The sequence below is a fragment of the Paenactinomyces guangxiensis genome, from assembly GCF_016055185.1.
Lineage (GTDB): Bacteria > Bacillota > Bacilli > Thermoactinomycetales > Thermoactinomycetaceae > Paenactinomyces > Paenactinomyces guangxiensis.
Genome location: NZ_JAECVR010000006.1, coordinates 113,627 through 133,281, shown reverse-complemented (window position 1 = coordinate 133,281; position 19,655 = coordinate 113,627). Strand labels below are relative to the sequence as shown.

Below are 19,655 nucleotides of genomic sequence, written 5' to 3'. Positions count from 1 at the left end.
CCGTTTTAAATATAATTTCCCATTTACAATCCCTCGAGTTTTTTCGGGGGGTTTTTATATTTTCAGGACAGACAAAAAAAGTAATACTTAAAAAAACGAATGAATTTGCGAGAAATAAACATTAAATTTGAATGCGGTTACGAATAAATATGTAAATTATATAAATAAGTATAATCCTATTGCAGGATCTTTCTTTTATTAAGGGGATTTGTGAAGTATACTGAGAGGATGTGATCCTTTCAAACAAAATAGAACAGCCATTTTTTCACTCCGGGACTTACAGGCATAGATAATTTTAACTAGTTGATTTGTGTACATAGAAAGGGATTACAACATGAGAAGGAAAATTGCAAATCTGTTCTTTTCTATCTTTTTTCTAGGTTCCTATCAGAGAAGAGCAGTCGGGGGAACGCTTGGTGTTCTGTTGGGAATCTTACCGATTGGTCACATCGCCTGGATCATTGGGTTGATTCTTTGCCTGATCTTTCGCCTCAATATTTTAGCCGTCTATGTCGGAATTATCACTTCACTGCTATTCCCGCTCATTGTCGTAGCTGCTCACTGGTTGGGACTGGAGAGTTTATTTTCCTCTCCCGACTCGATTGTACTGGATATCTTGCTGGGACTCTTTTTTTTATCTTTGTGTTACTTGGTATTCCGATGGGTTTATAAAGATGTACATAAAAGAGAATTATTAAATGATGAGAAAATGTTTGTCTTTCACGATTTAGGAAGAAGATGGATGTTTTTGAAACGGACAATTCTTATTTTATTTGTTCTGTCTCTTGTCACCCTTACGGTGTTTGGTATCAGTCTGTATGACCATCCGGTTGTCACGCCTTTGATACAGGCGTCGCCCCCGGACCCGTCGATCCAGCCCATCAATCAAAAAATAAATAGCTCAAACAGCAGGGAACCTTCGTTTCCTGTCTTTGTGAGTCAAGAAAAACAAAAAGATTTCACTACTTACGCCTTTTACGTTCCCTGGGACTCAAAAGGATGGTTTGACCTGAACAGCCTGGGGCGTATCAAAGATATAGATGTTCTCATTCCGGAGTGGTACTCGCTTAATTCTGATTTGTCCATTGACATCAAAAGAGAAGAAAATGTGGATCAACTGGCTAAGAAACATCGTGTACAAATATTCCCGAGAATCAATAACGTTGTGGACGGAAACTGGGATGAGTCGGTTGTGCATCAAATGCTCATTTCGCCGCAAAAGCGGACGGATTTGATAAAGCAGTTGCATCAGGATGTAAAAAAACACCGCTATGCGGGGATCAATATATATTTTGATAAATTGAGACCAAAAGACAAAAGACTATTAACCAAATTTATGAAAGAATTAGTGCTTGTTTTCCATCGGGACGGGCTAAAAGTGATCCAAAGTGTTCCCCCCCGATGACCCTGCCTATGATTATAAAACACTGGCCAACATTGCTGATTACATGGATGTTATCATGTACGAGCAGCATCATAATGAAGGTAAGCCGGGCCCCATTGCCTCATTTAACTGGATGAAAGAATCCCTGGAACGTCTGCCGATTCCGGCCTCCAAGCGAATCATCAGTTTGGGTGCATACGGGTATGACTGGACTGTTGGAAAAAGCAGCTCTGCCAAAGCATTAACCTTTCATCAAGTGATGATGTTGGCAGATCGTCACCATCTTAAAGTAGAGTGGGACACGGCCAGCAGTCACCCTTACCTTCGCTACAAAAAAGGAAATGAAGAACACATCGTCTGGTTTTTAGATGGTCCCGCTTTTTATAACCAGCTGCGTCTGATCCGGCAATACGGGGCAGAAGGGATTGCATTTTGGCGGTTGGGATCGGAAGATCCGGCGGTTTGGGACTTACTGAAAGGTAAACAGAACTCCGTTTCTGCGATGGAGAAAATAACGAGCCCTATTCCTGAGTATATCGGAGACGGGGAGATCTTGTCTGTATCGGCCGAGGCCAAACAGGGAAGTCGTTCTGTTGAATTGGAACAAGGTAATTGGATTCAAAATGTCGATTATCGTTCTCCTTCCGCTCCTCTGCAAGTTCAACGGTTTGGAAAAACTGGAGAGAAGAAAATAGCCCTTACCTTTGATGACGGGCCGGATTCAAAGTATACAGAGCAAATTTTAGATATCTTAAAGGAACACAACGTGAAAGCTTCTTTCTATATCACGGGCGAAAATGCCGTTTTAAATCCCGGTCTGGTAGAACGGTTATATGAAGAAGGGCATGAAGTTGGAAACCATACCTATTCCCATCCCCATCTGGGGCAGGTTTCTCCGCTGCGGGTACAATTGGAATTACATTCAATCCAGCGCCTGTTCCAGGCATTTACCGATCATACCATGACTACGTTCCGCCCTCCGTATCAAGTAGAATCTGAACCCCAAAAATGGGATGAAATCCTGGCTATGGTGCGCGGACACAGGTATGGCTATACGATGATCAGCAAAAACATTGAAACATTTGATTGGCAAAACCCGCCCAGCGAAAAGATTACAGAGAGAACCATAAAACAGCTGAATCTGGGGCATATCGCGTTGTTGCACGATGCAGGAGGAGACCGTTCCGCTACAGTTAAAGCTTTGCCTGTTTTAATCAGGGAGCTAAAGGCAAAAGGGTATCAATTTGTAACGGCAAGTGAACTGACGGGAAAATCCAGAGAGCAGGCGATGCCATCCATTCAGCCGGAAGAAAAGATTTATATGCCGTTTGCTAAGGCCGTTTATACAGTTAGCGGCTTGTTTCAGCACAGTTTTACCTTTATGATCTATGCAGGGATTGGCCTGGGATTTGTACGCGTCGCTATTCTGATGTACTTCTCCTTCAGACAGAGAATGAAAATAAAAAGGCGCAATCGCTGGTTAAAGCGGGGGTCGGAACTCATCGAATATAATCCTTTGGTGAGTGTGGTCATTGCTGCTTACAACGAGGAAAAAGTAATTAATAAAACCATTCATTCTGTTTTGCGAAGCAAATATGCGCCGCTTGAAGTGATCATTGTAAATGACGGCTCCAAGGATCAAACAGAGGCGGTAATTAAACGGGAATTTTCCGGGAACCCTCAAGTCCATGTGATTACACAACCAAACAGCGGCAAAACAGCCGCGATTAATCTGGGATATCGCTTCGCTAAAGGAGAAATCATCATATCTATCGATGCGGATACACTGATTGCAGACAATACGGTTCCGCTTCTTGTGAGACATTTTCAAGATAAGAAAGTTGCCGCAGTTTCAGGTAATGTGAAGGTTGGAAACGTAAGAAACCTTCTTACTTTATGGCAACATGTCGAATATATTACAGGTTTTAACCTGGAAAGGCGGGCTTTTGATAATCTGAACTGTATCCCTGTGGTTCCGGGAGCCATCGGTGCGTGGCGTAAAAAAGCAGTGGAAGAAGTGGGATATTTCCAACATGATACACTGGCTGAGGATACCGATATTACAATTACGCTTTTGCGGCACGGTTATAAGGTGCAGTTTGAAGATCACGCATTTGCCTATACAGAAGCTCCTGAGGACTTAAAAAGTCTCATTAAACAACGAATCCGCTGGATTTATGGAACTTTGCAGTGTCTGTGGAAACACAGAGGCGCTCTTTTTTCCAGAGAGCAAAAAGCGCTGGGATTAGTCTCCCTTCCTAATATGTGGATCTTTCAGTACGGGGTACAAACATTTTCTCTGTTCGTAGATCTTCTGTTTGTTTTAAGTTTATTTACCGAGTATGCAGTAAACACAGCTACTTTTTACATTGGTTTTTTGCTGTTTGATCTGCTGGCCGCCTACTTTGCTTTTAGACAGGAAAAAGAAAATCCCAAGCCGCTGATCTGGCTGTTTATCCAGCGTTTTGTATACAGACAGCTCATGTCGTATGTGGTTGTCCGTTCTTTTATCTCTGCATTTAAAGGAGTTTCTATGGGCTGGAACAAACTTACCCGAAAGGGACATGTTCAACTTGACCAAGGTCCATGGTCAAGGGAGTCGGATAGATTTGGAGAAAAGGACTACAGTTTGCAGCTGTAGTCCTTTCAACATATGCCGACGCTTGGAACAACCGTACGGATGACGAGAAAGTGCCGCGTTTTTCAGGTTGTTGGTAGAATAGGTTTTTTCCTGATTACAACCTTGTTTGATCGTCATGAAAAACTATATAATTATAAAAATTTACCTTATTTCTATTGTGTTAGAAAGGAGTAGTGCCAGTGCATATACGATATCTGGAGCCTTCAGATGCTGAAATTTATCGGGAGATCAGACTCAGGTCATTACAGGAAAACCCTGAAGCTTTTTTAACGACCTATGAAATAGAGAGAGAAAAACCGATTGAGACCACACGGCAGAATCTTCAACATACAGATTTTAAATTTACTTTAGGTTGTTTTACGGACAACGATGAGTTAGTTGGAATTGTTACATTTGTGCGGGAAAGTAAACCCAAAATCACGCATAAGGGATATGTATTTGGGATGTACGTAGTTCCTGAATTCCGTGGAAAGCGGGTAGGTTACAGATTGATTTCAGAGTTGCTTCAAAGGGCAAAAAAATGTGCCGGTTTAGAGCAGATTCATTTAACTGTAGTTGCAAACAACATTGCAGCGAAAAAGCTCTACGAATCAGTTGGCTTTACCAGATATGGAACAGAATGCAATGCTTTAAAAATGAACGGGCAATATTGGGATGAGGACTTGATGGCGATCAAAGTTTAACCCCGAACTTGATGAACATCATTGCCAATAAAGAATAATCTGTTGACCTTGCCCCTGCGTTAACCCTTACTCTTTATGTAAAAATGTCCTGCAAACATCATGGTGAGTAACAAGCAGACAAGGAGAAGTTTTTTTATGTTTCACCGACGGTTAAAGCAAAAAGAGAGAGACTGCATTTTAAAGGATATCAAAAAAGAAAAACAACTCCTTTTCTATAGTTATCTTACCGTCAGACAGAAGAAAACCATTCACTATGGCCAATTTACTGATGATGGTGAACTATTGGGGATTATCGCCTATTTAAAGGGGTTGCCGTTTCATGCCTTTTCCTATTACTTTATAAAGGAAACTATTAAAATCCATCCGTTGCTGTCCTATATCAAGACTGATTTAAGGATTCCGGATGGCTCTATTGGGAGTACCCTTGTCAATGAACGGGATCAAACCTTTTTCTTATCTCAAATTGAACCTGTTCATCCCGTGAAAGAAATGTTATTGATGAAACATACAGATCTTGCTTGTCTTCCCCCGACAGATGACAGAGTCATAAGATTAGATCTCACACATTTTGATATGATTCAATTGAAAATGAAAGAGTTCAACGCTATGGCTTTTATAGAAGAAGAGTTCAATTTTCCATTCTTTGGAGTTATGCAAAATGAAGATCTGATTGCTGTTGGTGGATATCATATCTTTGATCGCGATTATGTTGAAGTTGGAAATATAGGGACAGTTGAACATATGAGGAGAAAAGGCTGGGGGAAAAGAATCTCTGCAGAACTTACACGCAAGGGAAGGGAAATCTCCAAAGATGTATATTTGTATGTGTTTAGCGATAATATACCAGCTGTCAAGTTATACGAATCTTTAGGGTATCAGTGTATTTCCAAGTTTTATTTAACTGAATTTGACATGTAAAACCCTTTTATCAGAGGGATCGAAGCCGGGATTTGAGTTTACTCTGTAAAAATAGGACTACAGGCAGCTGTAGTCCTTATTAAGTATCAGGGACTTTCCGGGCTCTCCGGACTTTCGGGACTTGGGATAAAGAAGCCGTCAGGATTATGGTAATAGTGGTGCGGATTGCCGTAATGACAATGTTTCATCAAGCGCTTCATCAATTTATAGGCTTTTTTGCAATGGTAATAGGCTTTATACATCTCGTGACGGTCCATGTGAGGCTTCATGTAATACTTGTGATGCATGTTATACGCTCCTTTTGTGGTACTTTTGATGATTTGTGATATATGAGTATCATATGACAGCTGTTCCATATCGGAATAAGTCAAACACCCAAATGAGGCTTCCTGGCGGATCCTTTCTCTTAACGGGCTTAAAGATAGACGGCATTTCTTGATGTGAACATTCTTTCACGAAAAATATTTGTACACAAATATTTTGTAATCAAATATTAAGTGTTATAATAATCATCACAATCCTGCTATTGGAGGGGGCAGAATGGAAAAAATCGAACAATGCATCACTTTTCTTTTAGGAAAGGCTTATCAGAAGTCCCAGCAAGTTGCCAAACAAAAGTTGAATGCATATCAAATCACTCCGGTTCAATATGCCTTACTGCTTGTTTTATGGGAGAAGGATGGACTCTATAGCGCCGAATTAGGCGCACGTTTAAAATTGGATGGAGCAACAATGACTGGTTTACTGGATCGTCTGGTGCAAAAAGATATGATTGAAAGGCGTCCGGATGATACTGACCGCCGGATTAATACGATCCATCTGACCCAAAAAGCAATCTCCCTCAAAACCTCATTAAATGAAGCGATGAACCAGGCACATGAAGAGATCTTATTGGATCTGTCCGCAGAAGAAAAACATGTATTAACAAAAATCCTCGCCAAAATTGGGGAAATAGAAAGATGAGTCAACGGAATATTCATTATGCCTGGATTATTTTAATCATCTCTTTTCTGGGTGTTTTGGCTGCACAAGGTGTTCGCCTTTCGTTTGGAGCTTTTATCGGCCCGTGGGAGAAACAGTTTTCTGTGAGCAGGGGAACGATCTCTGCTATTTCTTTTGTCAGTTATATCGTATTTGCAATCTCCCAGCCTCTCATCGGAAAGATGATTGACAGGTTTGGAATACGCAGTGTTTTTATCATCAGTATGTTAGTCGTGGGTGGAGCTACTTTGTGCAGCTTTTATGCCACATCGGTCTGGCAATTACTGATCATCTATGGAATCATTGCATCTTTAGGATTCGGGGGTGCTTCCGGGTTAACGGCTTCTGTAGCTGTTACGAAATGGTTTGATGCTAAACGGGGGTTTGCTCTGGGTTTGGTGGAGGCAGGCTTTGGTGCAGGACAGATGATTCTGGTGCCTGCTTCTGTCCTTTTGATTGGCTATGTAGGATGGAAATATACCGTCATGATCCTGGGAATGTTCATTGTGGCAGTTGTTACTCCAGTATTGCTTTTCTTTTTACGAAATGAGCCGTCTGATGTAGGAGCAAGCGCGTATGGCCGGAGGGAGAATGACGCGAAGACTGCAATGCCGGATCAACTGGCAACTGATAAGAGTGTACTTAAAAGCCGGGCGTTCTGGTTCCTGATCATCCCTTTTTTTGTGTGCGGTTTTACGACAACCGGATTAATGGATACCCACTTGATTCCGTTTACACAGAACTGTGGTTTTGCGCCAGGCGTTATCAGTGTTGCAGTGGCTACACTTGCGGCTTTTAATATAATCGGTACATTAATCTCCGGAATAGTGGCCGACCGATGGAGTAATCGAATTTTTTTATCTCTGCTCTACTTTATAAGGGCTTTGACGATTGCTCTTCTTTTGGTATTCTCCAGCGATATCCGATTGCTCGCCATATTCCTGGAATACCCGGTTCTGCTGTTTGCGTTCTCATTATCATTCGGGTTGGTGGATTTTTCAACCGTTGCTCCAACAATTAAATTGCTGTCAACCTACTTTCATAAGCAATCGATCGGTCTAATTACTGGATGGTTATTTATGAGCCATCAGATTGGTTCAGCCCTTGGATCATACATACCGGGATTGCTCTTTGACTGGTCAGGAAGTTACCAGCTGTCATTTTCGATCAGCATTGCCTTGCTCATTGCGGCGGGGATGATGAGTGTATTACTCCCGGAAACGTGGAAGATAGATGAAAGGGTTCACGGAAAAATAAAGGCAGAGTTGCATCGTGGTATGTAAAATGAAATGAAATCGATACTTGCAGAAGTTTAAGATAAGCGAAAGAACTCTCAATTTACATGGCGATGCAGTACACATTTAAGTTTCCCCTGCTTCTATCAGCGGGGGAGCTTCATGTTTGCTAATCTCAAACCAGCCTTCTTCTTGAATGGCTGCATGTGCGGGTACAGCACCTCCCGCAGCGATTATTCCTCTGATTCCCGCTTGTTTCGGTCGGAGGTCACAAGTTTCCTATCGGCTGTCTCTTCATTTTCCACAAAATGTTTAAGCATGGAGATCTTGTTTTCCCAGAATCGCTCGTAAAAGGAAAGCCACTGTTTCAGCTCGATCAATGGTTCCGCTTGGAGCCTGTACCTTTTCTCCCGCCCCACTTTCTGCTCCCCCACCAGTCCCGCCTCTGACAAAATGCGCAGATGTTTGGAAACGGCTGTACGGCTCATAGGGAAGTGTTTGCTTATTACGGTAACGGGCAATTCCTTGTCAGCAAGCAATCTCAGTAACTGACGCCGGGTAGGATCGGCGATTGCCTGAAATATATCATGCTTTGGCTGGGATGACATTAGAGCTCAACTACCTTGCGAAGATTGTTGTTAACAAGCCCCTCCCAACCTTTGTTCATTCTGTCGCGTATCACGGAATTTTTTTCTGACGGTTTTGCAACAATTTCATCCGGTTTTCCCCAGCCGGAATGAATGAGTGTGAACTCTGTTTTTCCTTCCAGTTCTGTTAGTTCAAAAGTAACACGCCAGCCGGATTCATCCCAGGCAAAGGAAAGCCGCTTGGGAGGATCAAGTTCCAGGACTTTGCAGGGGGAGGGCCCGAAAGGTGACTGCAAAGTAAATTCATGTCCGACTTTTGGCTGAAAATCATTTGGCATAAACCATGCAGCAATACCTTCTGATGTGGAGACAGCCTTCCAAACTTTCTGAAATGCGAGACAAATGATAGAAACATTTGGTGATGATGATGTGGAGATGGAGTATTTTAACGAAGTACTATTTATCCTGGAAATGATTGCGGAAGATTATAACGCCATTCTGTTTGATCCACAGGCAGGGGAATTTTATAATTAAAAGATTAAATGCAACGCCCTGGTGAATATCATTTTTATAAGAAGAATAGATTTTTGCCAGAGGAAAAGGAGACCGTTATCCCTCCCCAGGGAATCCTAACGGTCTCCGATAGTTGAACCACTTCTGCTAAATGGTAATTCCGGAATCTCCTTCTTGGCGTGAAGGGACTCTTACCGGTTGATTGCCTCTGTTTTTGAACATGTCTTGTCAGAACAGGACTTTACACGAACCGGTTGACAGGCAATAAGCAGTCTGCCTGCAAATTACCCTTTGTAGCTTTTGATCAAGGAGTCAGCTTCGGCAGGTTCGGGATCGTCTGGTTGCAGTCTCCCGCCAGCGGCAGGTTGCGGCAAACGTATTGTCCCGCACTGTTCTCTGTTGCTGCTCCCGCCGGAGCCGGTTGATGGACGCGCTGTTTCCAGAGCTGCCAGATCATGAAGCCGTCGTAGGATCTGCCTTTGTTCTTAATGTAGTTGACCATGGTTTCGACATTGTAGTACCTGGACGCTATGTTATTTTGCCCGGTAAGCATCTCAGCGTCATACACGGTGCCGGGTGGGGCTTCTACCTCCAGAATAGCTCCGCCGGAACCCTCGGGAGCGATCTCCATCCCCATATTGATCGGACCGTTGTAGATGGCGCGGTAAGACTCATACCCCTCGCGCGGATCATAATAGTCACCCGCATCGTAGGACATCAGGTTAATGAAATCAATTTTGTCGCCATGATCCTTAACAACACGGTACATCGTTCCGCCGAAAGGAGAACCCCACTGCACTTTTCCTTCCTCAAACGGTGTCCCTTTGACGTAATAAGCGCCGGTCGACCATCCGGCGATGGAGATTTTCAGGTTTACCCCGCGCGAATGGATCTCATTGTAAAGGCTGGTGATGATGCCGGCAATCTCACCGTCTTTGGTGCACTGGAACTGGGAGGCCTCCAGTTTGTTACAACTGCTGCCGCTGGATTCCCAGTCAATATCAATGCCGGATGCGCCCAAATCGAGTGCCAGATCGACTACGCGCTGTGCGTTAAAGTTGGACCACTGACTTCCCTGGCTGTACGCCCAGCCGCCGACCGAAACCCAGACCTCTGTGCCGCGTGCCTTCAAAGCCGCGATATGATTGCGCAGATCCTGTGCCTGTTGAGGGGTAAGTTTTTTCTGTCCGTTGCTGGTCGTCGCCCCTTCGACGAACTCAAAGCCGGCCACCGCCTGGTCAAATTCGTACGAACCTTTTTGATAGGTTGTATCCGGCCTCGCAAAAGCAAGGTTCACATTAGTGATGTAGTTCGGAATATTCCCGGGTGTAAGATCGTAAAGACTCGTATTCCACGTACTTGCGTAGGCTACATATCGCCGTGTGATCTCGTTTGAATTGCCGGGCTTGGTTGTTGCACTTACCTGATTGCTCGCCGCGGAGACATTTCCTGCCGCGTCTTTTGCTTTTACGGTAAATGAGTAGGTGGTGTTTGACGCCAATCTGGATACAACCGCTGTAGTACCCGTTACGCTTGTAGCGAGAGTGGTGCCACGGTATACGTCGTATCCTGAAACGCCAACGTTGTCTGTTGATGCATTCCAGGAAAGAGAGATACTGGAACTGGTGGTTCCGGTAACCGTCAACCCGCCGGGAGCCGAGGGAGCTTCTGTATCTTCAACCCCGCCTCCGCAGTCACCGATAAATTTCCATACGCCCCATTGGTCGCTTTGGTCCGGCTGCTCACCTTGTGTCCACCATTTCGCTTCATAAATTTTACCGTTATAGGAAACCCGGTCCCCTCCATGGTAGACGGTTGACGCATTCCAAGCCGGTTCCTGGCAGGTTGTTGCACTCACTTGGTTGCCCGCCGCAAAAACATTTGTGGAATCCGCTACCGGAAAGGTACTAAAAATAAGTACCGCGATCAGCGAAGCAATCAACGCTGTCTGCTTTCCTCTTAAGATCAACATTCCCACCTCTTCTTTACTGGATAAATTGTGGCACAGGCGAAAACTGATAAAAGCCCCTATTGGTGTATGCGTTTACAATGATTCGTAAAGGATAAAATATTCTATCTATTCGTAGTTTACTCTAAAGTGGTAAAGTTGTCTATACCAATAGACTAAAATAATTTGAGGGGCGGACGGGGCAGATTGCCGATGACCCGGTAAAGGCCATATGTTACGCTTTGGCACATATTTAAGCGCATGAAACGAATACTTTTTTGTATTTTTTGAATAATATATCCAGTTTATCAAAAGTTGCACTAATTTATGGTGAATAAATTTGTTCTTTTTACAATATAAGCGCTTATCATATAATTTCTATAAACAAGGAGCTTTTGCGGGAGGAAAATCATGCTGATAACATCACGTTCCCATAAAATGTTGTGCATGATTTTAAATTCGCAGGAACCCATCCGGATTAAAGATATTGCCCGGGAATTGCAGGTGAGTGAGCGGACAGTAAAATATGATCTCGAATCTGTGCGGAGTTGGTTAAACAGCCACCAAATTGAACTGCACTCCAAACCGAATAAAGGGATCTGGATTGGCGGGGAGCCTGCCACTCGTCACAATTTGCAGCGTATTTTGGAAAAAAGCGGGGAAACAAATGTGTTCCTGCAACCGCAGGAACGGGTGAAATATTTGATGTTGGAATTATTGCTGCAGGATCGGTTTATCAAAATGGATGAGCTGGCCGTAAACTTGAATGTAAGCAGGAATACCCTTGTCTCTGATCTGTCTGTGGCGGAAAGTCTGCTTAAAGATTGGAATGTAAATGTTGAACGAAGCCGGCTGGGGATTCGGTTGGCAGCCACTGAAATATTCCGCCGTGCCGCTTTGGAAAATACTGTGCAAGAGATGCTGACCGGAAGCGAGATGTTTGATATTGTCCGGGCGATTATTCAGGGAAGTGATATCCCGTTGCAGGTCAGACGGGTGATGAAAAAGTTTCGCTTATCACGGTATGATCTCAAGTCCATTTTTCAAGTTGTAAAGAGTATCGCCGAGCAATCTGAAAAAGAGGCCCGGATTGATTTTACAGATCGAATGGTGATCGGGATTTTTATTCGGCTGTGTATCGTTGTCCAACGTTTGCGTTTACATCAGGAGATTGTCTATAAGAAGGATGAGTTTCTTGAAATAAAGGAATCAGACTTATTCGGAATATTTAAGGAAAATCTGGCCCGGTTATCTGTCTTATTAGATCTGCAAGTGACTGATCATGAAACGTGTTTTATCTGCCGGCACACTATGAGGGGATTTACATCTCTAACCCAACTGGGACAGCGGGACTTTTATACTTTAACCCTGGAGCTTATTGCACAAGTAAGTGTGCAAATGAAGGTTGCGTTTGCAGAGGATGCTCTTTTGATCAAACATCTGTTGGCGCATATGACAGAAAAGCTGTCAAAATATCAATGTGGTGTCGCCGACCCAAATCCTCTCATCTCTGATATCATACGCTCTTACCCGGATATATTTAAAATTGTAAAAAAAGCTTGCCATGATGTATTTGGGGAACGGAAGATCCATTTTGCTGACCCGGACATTGGCTATATCGTTCTTCATTTTCTTGCCTCAATCAGGCGGAAGGAAGAGGTAAAGAAATGTAGAGCGTTGGTGGTGTGTGGAACCGGAAGAGGGACTGCGCAATTCTTACAGACCATTTTAGAGCAGGAAATCAGGCACCTGAAAGTGATTGGATGCTGTTCAGCGATTGGATTGGAAAGTCAAATTCAATCGCAAAGACCTGATTTAGTCATAAGTGTCGTCGATGTGGAGGCGTCAATTCCTGTTGTGGTGGTAAACAGCATTCCGACCAAACAAGATTTTACTTTCATTGAAGAAACGATAACAGAACTTCGTTCAAACCATCACCTTCAACCCGCGGTTGACCAAAATTTCATGAATCTTCCGGCGATGGAGCGGTTTACTCAGGAGGTGATCTGCAAGGGATTTGATCTTAGCCGGACCATACGGTCAGAAATGAGGGAGTATTTGAGTGATCAACGTGCGGAGGGACTGGCTCTGCATCTGATGTTAATGGTTAACCGAATGGCATTTGGCGCCTTATACGACGGCACAGGAGCGAATCATGAGTGGAAAACGGAACCAATGGCGACGATTCGGGCCAAGCTGATACGGATTTTACAAGAAAAAAAGTTAGATGTGCCTGAGAGTGAAATTAATGCCATTCTTTGCTATTTTGTCTGAGAAAGGAGAGTCTGATGGACCTGTTGATTGTAAACGGAACGGTTATAGACCCTTCTCAACACATTTTCGGTTCCTTTGATGTCGGAATAAACAACGGAAGAATGGCGGGAATATTTCAGCCAGGCTCGGTTCCGGAAGATTCTGCAAAAGAAACAATTGATGCTTCCGGTTGTTTGGTGACCCCGGGTTTGATTGATCTTCACACTCATGTATTTGAACAACGAACGGCTTTGGGAATAAATGCAGATCATGTCGGAGTGGAGCAGGGTGTAACCTCGATTGTGGATGCGGGCAGCACAGGTTGTCGTGATTTTCGTTCCTTTCTCAGGAATGTTGTGGAGAAAAATCAAACCCGGGTCCTTTTGTGGATCAATATCGCATCTCAGGGGCTTTGTGATGGCCTTTCAGAGTTGTCTGATCTAAGTATGCTGAAACCGGCTGAAACGGAAGAGCTGATCAAGCAGTATCCGCTTATTCGAGGCATTAAAGCACGTATGAGCAGATCTGTCGTGAAGGAAAATGGCATAAAGCCTCTCTTGATTGCCAAGAAACTGGCACAAAAAACAGGACTTCCTTTAATGGTTCATATCGGAAACTCCCCGCCTGGGCTTGGAGATATTTTAGACCTTCTTGATCGGGGTGATGTTGTCACACACGCATTTCACGGAAAGAGAGGGGGGATCCTGGATGAAGATGGGCATTTGATTCCGGAAGCGGATCGGGCATTAAAGCGAGGGGTGCTTTTTGATGTAGGGCACGGCAGTTCAAGCTTTAGCTTTCAAACGATGAAAAGGGCCAAGGAACTTCAGGTGTTCCCTCATACAATCAGTACCGATATTTATCGCGGGAATGTGAACGGTCCGGTATTCAGTCTGGTTATGACGATGGCGAAATGTTTATCTCTGGGATTCCCGCTCAGTGAGGTGATCGAAGCATCCACGTGGACACCGGCAAAAGTGTTGGGTTTAAGCGATGAAATAGGGACGTTAAAAAAACAGAACATTGCTGATGTCACCATTCTAAAACGGATTCCTGAGCCTGTTACGCTTGTTGATTCGGAAAATCAACAGATGAAAGCAAATTCTTACCTGAAAGTAAAGTACACTATTAAATCTGGAAAGGTATGGAGACATGATTGATCAGTTGATTCAGGAGATTTCACAACAAAATCCGCTTGTTTGGCAGGAAAAAACCGAATTAACATCTTTGCTTTTCAATATCAAAAAACGGACGGAACAGATCTCGCTGTCTCTTTCACAGGAGCGCTGGATGGCAGTCGCCGTTCACTTGCTGGCCTTTATAAAGCGCATGGAGAAGGGGGAATCTCTCCCGCCAATTGAAGCGGAAGTGTGGGAAGAAGTAAGTGATGAAATGAAAGAGGTTAGCCGGCTTGTTCTTGAAGCTTATGGCCATCATAATGGACGAAATATTTGCAATACTGAGATACTTCTGCTTGCCCTGCATTTTGAGACGGCAAAAATGGAACAACAGGGGGAATAAAAATGGAACGAAAAGTAAAAGTGGTCATTGGTGACCGGTTAGGAAAAGGGCAACAGGTGGCGAAAGGAGTTGAAGCTGCCGGTGGAATCCCCATTTTGATCCCGGGTGTCGGAGCGGACATGAAGGTTGGGGATTTTATGCATACAGAAGGAGCAGACTTTGGCATCTGTTTTTGCGGCAGCGGCGGAGCAGGTGCACTAACTGCAAAAACGAAATATCAATATCCGGTTGAATATAGTCTTCGTTCGGTTGAAGCCGGTGTGAGGGCTTTGCAGGACGGAAAGAAAGTGATCGGGTTTGGATTTATGGATACGGAAGAGTTGGGGAGACGGCTTACACAAGCATATATGAAAAGGATTGGGGGGTAAGAAATGGTTAAATCGTTGGTCCATCATTTAACTTTGAGCGGAGCGGGAGAAACAAAGGAGGCCGCATTTAATCAGATTTTCTTACAGGTTAAAAGCAAAATCGCCCGGGAAGTTGACGGATTGCCTTTACGGATCGAGCCGCAAAACGTTGAAATCCTCCAGGCTAAGAAAACCTTTTACACGGAAAGATTTTTGGGAATTTTCTTTCCAAGGACACGGACACGTTATGAAATAACAGCAAAAATTACTGTTCAAGTGCGGATGATTGATGTTGAAAAGATTGAATTTGAGACAGAAGAAAAGGAGATGTCACCGCTTCAGCACCTGATTCGCATGGAGTAAATTTCCGGATATCACATAGCTGTCAGAAGACCGGAGAAATACAAGCCTTGCAGGGGATCAGCCCCGAGTCTCGCTATGGGAGGGATAATATGGATACCTTCATCATTGTTTTAAAATCCATCATGATCGGCGCATTGGTCGGATTCGGTGTTGGCGCGGGGGCAGCCAGAATGTTTCACGCTCCCAGAGTACAAGGGATGGGCGCTTTCCGTACCTTTGGGGAATTGAATGCCTGTGAAGGGGACCCTATTGCCCATTTTTCTTTTGGCCTGGGATTTTTATTTAACTCATGGGCATCTGTCGTAGGCGCCGGAGCGCTTACCCAGGATGTTGAACACAGGATTATTCCTAACTGGGCGGCTGCTGCCCTCTTGTGGAAAAACAAAAATGTCGCAGAGACATTGCACAATCCCAAAAAGATGGCACTGGCAGGTGCGATTACAGGGATGATCGTTGTAACTGTAATGAATTCTACGGCGGCTTCAATCCCTGAATCGATGCAGAAGGTAGCGACTACAGTTCTGATTCCTGCTGCGGACTGGTTGATAAACCCGATTATGCCGATTGTATTCTGGACGGCGGCGATGGATGCCGGAAAGCGTACAGGGATATGGGGAACTGTTCTGGGAGGGATGGCACACTTGATCATGGGGAATGCCGTTCCGGGCATAGTATTGGGCATTTTGATCGGGAAAGGTGTCGATGACAGCGGCTGGAACAGAATTACCAAAACACTTGTGATTGCTGTAGTTCTGCTGTTTGTGCTCAGCGCGTTTTTCCGCGGCTTTGATGCAAAATTGTTGCAAAGCATCCATGCAGAGGTTCCAGAGTGGCTGATCGAATTTCACAAGTTTTTTGGTTCGGAGGTGAAGTAAATTGGATTCATCCTATCAAGGTTTCTGGTATTCCGAAAATGCTTTCATCCTGTTTGTTGCTTGTCTTTCAGCCGGAATTTTTGCGGGAACTCACATACTATGTTTATCATATCGGTGCATTTAATGACATTGCGGTTGTGGCAATGTTGGAGGCCGGTATGAAAGGAGGCAGCTTTGGTGCTGCTGCCGCATTTGGAGCCAGCTTTTTATTCGCCCGGATCCTGGAAGGCCCGCTGGTCGGGATTCTCGACATTGGCGGCTCCTTGCAAACCGGTGTTGGCATTGGAATTCCCGCCATCATGCTGGCCGCGGGAATAACCGCTCCTTTAACTTCCTTTCCCTTTTCAATTGTAACGGGTACGGGAATCGGTGCATTGATTGGTTTTATTATTATTTTCATTCGTAAATTTACAATCCGCTCCACAAACTCCACCTTTGGTGCCGATGTGATGATGGGGGCTGGGAACGCAGCAGGACGTTATTTGGGACCGTTGATTGTGATTGCGGCCATTATGGCTTCAATTCCGGTAGGGATTGGAGCGACGGTTGGGGCGGCCGTATTCTACGCTTATAAAAAGCCAATTGCCGGAGGGGCTATTCTGGGTGCCATGGTGATGGGAGCCATTTTTCCCATTTCCACAAACTAATCCGGGCTGTATTTCAGCCCTCTTTTTATGAGGGGTGTTCGTATGGGGATTTATCAGAACTTTGGTTTAAAAAAAATTGTAAATGCGAGCGGGAAAATGACTGCACTGGGTGCAAGTGCGGTCCATCCGAAAGTGGCCGGGGCGATTTCCGAGGCAGCGATGGATTATGTTGATATTCAAGAACTAATGGTTGCAGCAGGCAAAACGATTGCAACCGTCACCGGGGCTGAGGATGGATGCCCGACTTCAGGGGCCGCCGCCGGAATCGCGATCAGTGTGGCCGCTGTTATTGCGGGCACAAATTTGACCCGGATTGAAAAGCTGCCTTTTTCGGATGGGCTTAAAAATGAAATTTTGATCCAAAAAGGGCACGCGGTTCACTTTGGTGCTTCAGTGACACAGATGATTTCTTTAGGCGGAGGAAAAGTCATTGAAGCCGGACAGGCCAACCATGTGGAAAAAGACCATCTGATCCACTCCGTCACAGATCAAACAGCGGCTCTTTTTTATGTGAAATCACACCATGCTGTTCAAAAGGGGATGCAATCACTCGAAACGATGATTTCTATTGCAAAGGAGCGCGTGATCCCCGTTATTGTTGATGCTGCAGCTGAAGAGGATCTTCGCAAATATATTAACATGGGGGCGGACCTTGTGATCTATAGTGGCGGAAAAGCGATTGAAGGACCGACGTCCGGATTTATTTGTGGCCGGTCCCATTTGATTGAAGCCTGCCGCGCCCAGTACCAAGGAATAGGAAGAGCCATGAAGGTGGGAAAGGAAGCGGTTGTGGGGTTATTAACAGCCCTGAAGCGCTATGAATCAAGGGAAGACTTGTCTCAGGAACAAAAACAGCGGATGCTCCGGCTGGTGGAACAGATCAAAGGCATGGCAGGGATTGAAGGCAGAGTGGTACAAGATGAAGCAGGGCGGGAGATTTACAGGGCGGAGCTGAGGATCGACTCCGAAAAATTTGGAATGAGCGCCTGTGAACTCATCCGCCATCTGGAATCGGGAGATCCCGCGATCTATACCCGAAATCATTATGCGAATACCGGAATGATCTATATTGATCCAAGACCTTTGTTACCGGGTCAGGAACAGCTTATCATCAAACGGATTAAAGAAATCGCGGGTCTCATCCGCAAGCCTGCTTGTCGCAAAAATGGAGCAGGCGGCGAAACAGATGGGGATTGAGGTAAAGATTCGGGCTGTTTCGGCAGATGAAGTTGAATCTTATTTTAACCAGGCAGATGTTTAGTTGGTTGACCCGCAGATTCGTTACAAACTTTTTGGGCTGAAAAAGGATGGGGAGGCCAGAGGCATCCCAGCGGAGATGATCAACCCGGCCGACTATGGAATGGTGAATGGGAAGAAGGTGCTTGAGTACGCTTTAAGTTTGATTAATAGGGGGAAAAAATGATATGAATGCCTTAATGAAATTCCTCGAAAGTTATTTGATGCCGATCGCGGGGAGGATTGCTGAAATGAAGCACCTTCAAGCGGTTCGCGATGGAATTATTTTGGCAATGCCATTAATCATTATTGGTTCATTTTTCCTGATTGTTGCCTCTCTCCCCATTCCGGGCTATGAAGAGTTTATGGCAGGAATATTCGGAGATGCCTGGAAGGAAAAAGTGCTTTATCCTGTAGGGGCAACGTTTGATATCATGGCCCTGATTGCCGGTTTCGGTGTTGCTTACAGGCTGGCAGAAAGGTATAAAATTGATTCCTTGTCAGCGGGAGCCATTTCGGTAGCAGCTTTTTTGTTGGCGACCCCCTATAAAACGATGTTTACTCCACCCGGTGGGAAAGAAGCACTTGAGGTTGGAGACGTGATTCCCGTGACCCTGATGGGAAGCAAAGGGTTGTTTGTTGCCATGATAATCGCCATATTCTCAACAGAAATATACAGAAGAATCATACAGCGCAATTTTGTGATCAAGCTGCCTGATGGTGTGCCGCCTAATGTCTCCGCCTCTTTTGTTGCTTTAATTCCGGCGTTTGTTGTTTTGACGGTTGTCTGGCTGATCCGGATTGGTATTGAACAGACATCATTTGAGAGCATTCACAATATCATTGGAAAATGGCTCAGTGCTCCGTTAAGTGCTTTCGGCGGCAGTTTGATCGGAACCCTTATTGCTGTTGTCCTTGTTCATCTGCTCTGGACAACGGGTTTGCACGGAGGCGCACTGGTCAACACCGTTATGAAACCGATCTGGTTAGCGTTAATGGACGAAAACAGGGCCGTGTTTCAAGCGAGTCCGAATGCGGAACTTCCCAACGTGATTACAATGCAATTTTTGGACCTGTGGATCTATGTAGGAGGGTCGGGTGCAACTCTGGCCCTTGTCGTATGGATGGTGATCAGGGCCCGAAGCCAGCAGATGAAAAGTTTGGGAAAACTGTCGATCGGTGCAGGAATTTTTAACATTAATGAGCCTGTCATCTTTGGGATGCCTGTCGTCATGAATCCGATTTTGTTTATTCCCTTTATCATTACACCTGTTGTACTGGTTATTATTTCTTACTTTGCGATGTCGACGGGACTGGTGGCCAGGCCGAACGGGGTGGCTGCCCCTTTTACAACCCCGATTCTGATCAGCGGTTATCTGGCGACAGGCGGAAAGATCTCGGGAAGTATTCTGCAACTGGTAAACTTTTTGGTTGCTCTGGCGATTTATTACCCATTCTTCCGATTGTGGGATAAGCAAAAGCTGAAGGAAGAGAATCAGGAGGCAACCGGGGGTTGAGCGAAA

Annotated in this window: 19 protein-coding genes and 2 pseudogenes; 17 read left to right on the top strand and 4 right to left on the bottom strand. The window is 44.8% G+C overall.

The genetic code is table 11. From position 1 onward, the window contains the following. Positions 1-334 precede the first annotated feature (334 nt). The 4 genes from I8U27_RS08075 (at position 335) to I8U27_RS08060 (ending at position 5,626) form a co-directional block, all read left to right on the top strand. On the top strand, positions 335-1,405 hold the full coding sequence (locus I8U27_RS08075) for a hypothetical protein (RefSeq protein ID WP_181751152.1): 1,071 nt from the start codon (positions 335-337) through the stop codon (positions 1,403-1,405). Continuing rightward, on the top strand, positions 1,389-4,025 hold the full coding sequence (locus tag I8U27_RS08070; protein ID WP_181751151.1) for a glycosyltransferase: 2,637 nt from the start codon (positions 1,389-1,391) through the stop codon (positions 4,023-4,025). Before I8U27_RS08075 ends, I8U27_RS08070 begins: the two co-directional genes overlap by 17 nt. A gap of 179 nt (positions 4,026-4,204) precedes the next feature. Then, positions 4,205-4,708, top strand: coding sequence for a GNAT family N-acetyltransferase (locus I8U27_RS08065; RefSeq protein ID WP_181751150.1), 504 nt, complete (start codon positions 4,205-4,207; stop codon positions 4,706-4,708). A gap of 135 nt (positions 4,709-4,843) precedes the next feature. Beyond that, positions 4,844-5,626, top strand: coding sequence for a GNAT family N-acetyltransferase (locus I8U27_RS08060; protein ID WP_181751149.1), 783 nt, complete (start codon positions 4,844-4,846; stop codon positions 5,624-5,626). Between the two features lie 86 nt (positions 5,627-5,712). On the opposite strand, the gene I8U27_RS08055 is transcribed toward I8U27_RS08060, so the two are convergent. Further along, positions 5,713-5,913: a hypothetical protein gene (locus I8U27_RS08055; RefSeq protein WP_181751148.1), complete on the bottom strand. Its 201-nt coding sequence runs from the start codon at positions 5,911-5,913 to the stop codon at positions 5,713-5,715. A gap of 253 nt (positions 5,914-6,166) precedes the next feature. On the opposite strand from I8U27_RS08055, the gene I8U27_RS08050 reads away from it, so the two are divergent. Both I8U27_RS08050 and I8U27_RS08045 read left to right on the top strand, forming a co-directional pair. Continuing rightward, positions 6,167-6,589 (top strand): MarR family winged helix-turn-helix transcriptional regulator, encoded by a 423-nt coding sequence (locus tag I8U27_RS08050; RefSeq protein ID WP_181751147.1) that lies wholly within the window; start codon positions 6,167-6,169, stop codon positions 6,587-6,589. After that, complete coding sequence (locus I8U27_RS08045; RefSeq protein WP_181751146.1) at positions 6,586-7,890, top strand: MFS transporter; 1,305 nt, start codon at positions 6,586-6,588, stop codon at positions 7,888-7,890. Before I8U27_RS08050 ends, I8U27_RS08045 begins: the two co-directional genes overlap by 4 nt. Positions 7,891-8,075: 185 nt before the next feature. Here I8U27_RS08045 and I8U27_RS08040 read toward each other — a convergent pair whose 3' ends face one another. Both I8U27_RS08040 and I8U27_RS08035 read right to left on the bottom strand, forming a co-directional pair. After that, positions 8,076-8,450 (bottom strand): ArsR/SmtB family transcription factor, encoded by a 375-nt coding sequence (locus I8U27_RS08040; RefSeq protein WP_181751145.1) that lies wholly within the window; start codon positions 8,448-8,450, stop codon positions 8,076-8,078. Further along, positions 8,450-8,866 carry an SRPBCC family protein gene (locus I8U27_RS08035; RefSeq protein WP_181751238.1) on the bottom strand — a complete coding sequence of 139 codons (417 nt, stop codon included), beginning with the start codon at positions 8,864-8,866 and terminating at the stop codon, positions 8,450-8,452. The genes I8U27_RS08040 and I8U27_RS08035 overlap by 1 nt, the downstream gene beginning before the upstream one ends. On the opposite strand from I8U27_RS08035, the gene I8U27_RS20970 reads away from it, so the two are divergent. Then, positions 8,832-8,963 carry a hypothetical protein gene (locus I8U27_RS20970; RefSeq protein ID WP_258567747.1) on the top strand — a complete coding sequence of 44 codons (132 nt, stop codon included), beginning with the start codon at positions 8,832-8,834 and terminating at the stop codon, positions 8,961-8,963. The two genes, I8U27_RS08035 and I8U27_RS20970, sit on opposite strands and share 35 nt — an antisense overlap. 283 nt (positions 8,964-9,246) lie before the next feature. Here the strand turns inward: I8U27_RS20970 and I8U27_RS20965 are convergent, their stop codons facing one another. Then, a complete protein-coding gene (locus I8U27_RS20965; RefSeq protein ID WP_181751144.1) occupies positions 9,247-10,914 on the bottom strand; it encodes a glycosyl hydrolase family 18 protein in 1,668 nt (555 codons plus the stop codon). A 387-nt stretch (positions 10,915-11,301) separates the two neighbouring features. Here I8U27_RS20965 and I8U27_RS08025 point away from each other — a divergent pair, with 387 nt between their 5' ends. From I8U27_RS08025 to celB, 10 genes and pseudogenes are all read left to right on the top strand, one after another. Then, positions 11,302-13,164 carry a BglG family transcription antiterminator gene (locus tag I8U27_RS08025; protein ID WP_181751143.1) on the top strand — a complete coding sequence of 621 codons (1,863 nt, stop codon included), beginning with the start codon at positions 11,302-11,304 and terminating at the stop codon, positions 13,162-13,164. Positions 13,165-13,178: 14 nt separating this feature from the next. After that, positions 13,179-14,303, top strand: a complete 1,125-nt coding sequence (locus I8U27_RS08020; RefSeq protein ID WP_181751142.1) for an amidohydrolase/deacetylase family metallohydrolase — start codon at positions 13,179-13,181, stop codon at positions 14,301-14,303. Next, on the top strand, positions 14,296-14,664 hold the full coding sequence (locus I8U27_RS08015; protein ID WP_181751141.1) for a PRD domain-containing protein: 369 nt from the start codon (positions 14,296-14,298) through the stop codon (positions 14,662-14,664). The genes I8U27_RS08020 and I8U27_RS08015 overlap by 8 nt, the downstream gene beginning before the upstream one ends. Before the next feature lie 2 nt (positions 14,665-14,666). Then, on the top strand, positions 14,667-15,032 hold the full coding sequence (locus I8U27_RS08010) for an SFCGS family glycine-rich protein (RefSeq protein ID WP_181751140.1): 366 nt from the start codon (positions 14,667-14,669) through the stop codon (positions 15,030-15,032). A 3-nt stretch (positions 15,033-15,035) separates the two neighbouring features. Continuing rightward, positions 15,036-15,374, top strand: coding sequence for a DUF4312 family protein (locus I8U27_RS08005; protein ID WP_181751139.1), 339 nt, complete (start codon positions 15,036-15,038; stop codon positions 15,372-15,374). An 89-nt stretch (positions 15,375-15,463) separates the two neighbouring features. Further along, on the top strand, positions 15,464-16,249 hold the full coding sequence (locus I8U27_RS08000) for a DUF4311 domain-containing protein (protein WP_181751138.1): 786 nt from the start codon (positions 15,464-15,466) through the stop codon (positions 16,247-16,249). A 1-nt stretch (position 16,250) separates the two neighbouring features. Beyond that, positions 16,251-16,896: pseudogene (locus I8U27_RS07995) on the top strand (DUF4310 family protein). 42 nt (positions 16,897-16,938) lie between these two features. Next, entirely contained in the window at positions 16,939-18,093 is a 1,155-nt protein-coding gene (locus I8U27_RS07990; RefSeq protein ID WP_181751137.1) for a DgaE family pyridoxal phosphate-dependent ammonia lyase, read from the top strand. Next, a pseudogene (locus I8U27_RS20555) lies at positions 18,062-18,319 on the top strand (PTS sugar transporter subunit IIB). Before I8U27_RS07990 ends, I8U27_RS20555 begins: the two are co-directional and overlap by 32 nt. A 1-nt stretch (position 18,320) precedes the next feature. Continuing rightward, the gene (gene celB / locus I8U27_RS07985) at positions 18,321-19,649 is read left to right on the top strand and encodes a PTS cellobiose transporter subunit IIC (RefSeq protein WP_181751136.1); all 1,329 of its coding nucleotides are present in this window, start codon (positions 18,321-18,323) and stop codon (positions 19,647-19,649) included. Positions 19,650-19,655: the final 6 nt, after the last annotated feature.

Bases quoted from the DNA above. Each gene is read 5' to 3' on its own strand.
- I8U27_RS08075 (WP_181751152.1), top strand. From the start codon at position 335: ATGAGAAGGAAAATTGCAAATCTGTTCTTTTCTATCTTTTTTCTAGGT.
- I8U27_RS08060 (WP_181751149.1), top strand. From the start codon at position 4,844: ATGTTTCACCGACGGTTAAAGCAAAAAGAGAGAGACTGCATTTTAAAG.
- I8U27_RS08055 (WP_181751148.1), bottom strand. From the start codon at position 5,913: ATGCATCACAAGTATTACATGAAGCCTCACATGGACCGTCACGAGATG.
- I8U27_RS08050 (WP_181751147.1), top strand. From the start codon at position 6,167: ATGGAAAAAATCGAACAATGCATCACTTTTCTTTTAGGAAAGGCTTAT.
- I8U27_RS08045 (WP_181751146.1), top strand. From the start codon at position 6,586: ATGAGTCAACGGAATATTCATTATGCCTGGATTATTTTAATCATCTCT.
- I8U27_RS08040 (WP_181751145.1), bottom strand. From the start codon at position 8,450: ATGTCATCCCAGCCAAAGCATGATATATTTCAGGCAATCGCCGATCCT.
- I8U27_RS20970 (WP_258567747.1), top strand. From the start codon at position 8,832: ATGATAGAAACATTTGGTGATGATGATGTGGAGATGGAGTATTTTAAC.
- I8U27_RS20965 (WP_181751144.1), bottom strand. From the start codon at position 10,914: ATGTTGATCTTAAGAGGAAAGCAGACAGCGTTGATTGCTTCGCTGATC.
- I8U27_RS08025 (WP_181751143.1), top strand. From the start codon at position 11,302: ATGCTGATAACATCACGTTCCCATAAAATGTTGTGCATGATTTTAAAT.
- I8U27_RS08020 (WP_181751142.1), top strand. From the start codon at position 13,179: ATGGACCTGTTGATTGTAAACGGAACGGTTATAGACCCTTCTCAACAC.
- I8U27_RS08015 (WP_181751141.1), top strand. From the start codon at position 14,296: ATGATTGATCAGTTGATTCAGGAGATTTCACAACAAAATCCGCTTGTT.
- I8U27_RS08010 (WP_181751140.1), top strand. From the start codon at position 14,667: ATGGAACGAAAAGTAAAAGTGGTCATTGGTGACCGGTTAGGAAAAGGG.
- I8U27_RS08005 (WP_181751139.1), top strand. From the start codon at position 15,036: ATGGTTAAATCGTTGGTCCATCATTTAACTTTGAGCGGAGCGGGAGAA.
- I8U27_RS08000 (WP_181751138.1), top strand. From the start codon at position 15,464: ATGGATACCTTCATCATTGTTTTAAAATCCATCATGATCGGCGCATTG.
- I8U27_RS07990 (WP_181751137.1), top strand. From the start codon at position 16,939: ATGGGGATTTATCAGAACTTTGGTTTAAAAAAAATTGTAAATGCGAGC.
- celB (WP_181751136.1), top strand. From the start codon at position 18,321: ATGAATGCCTTAATGAAATTCCTCGAAAGTTATTTGATGCCGATCGCG.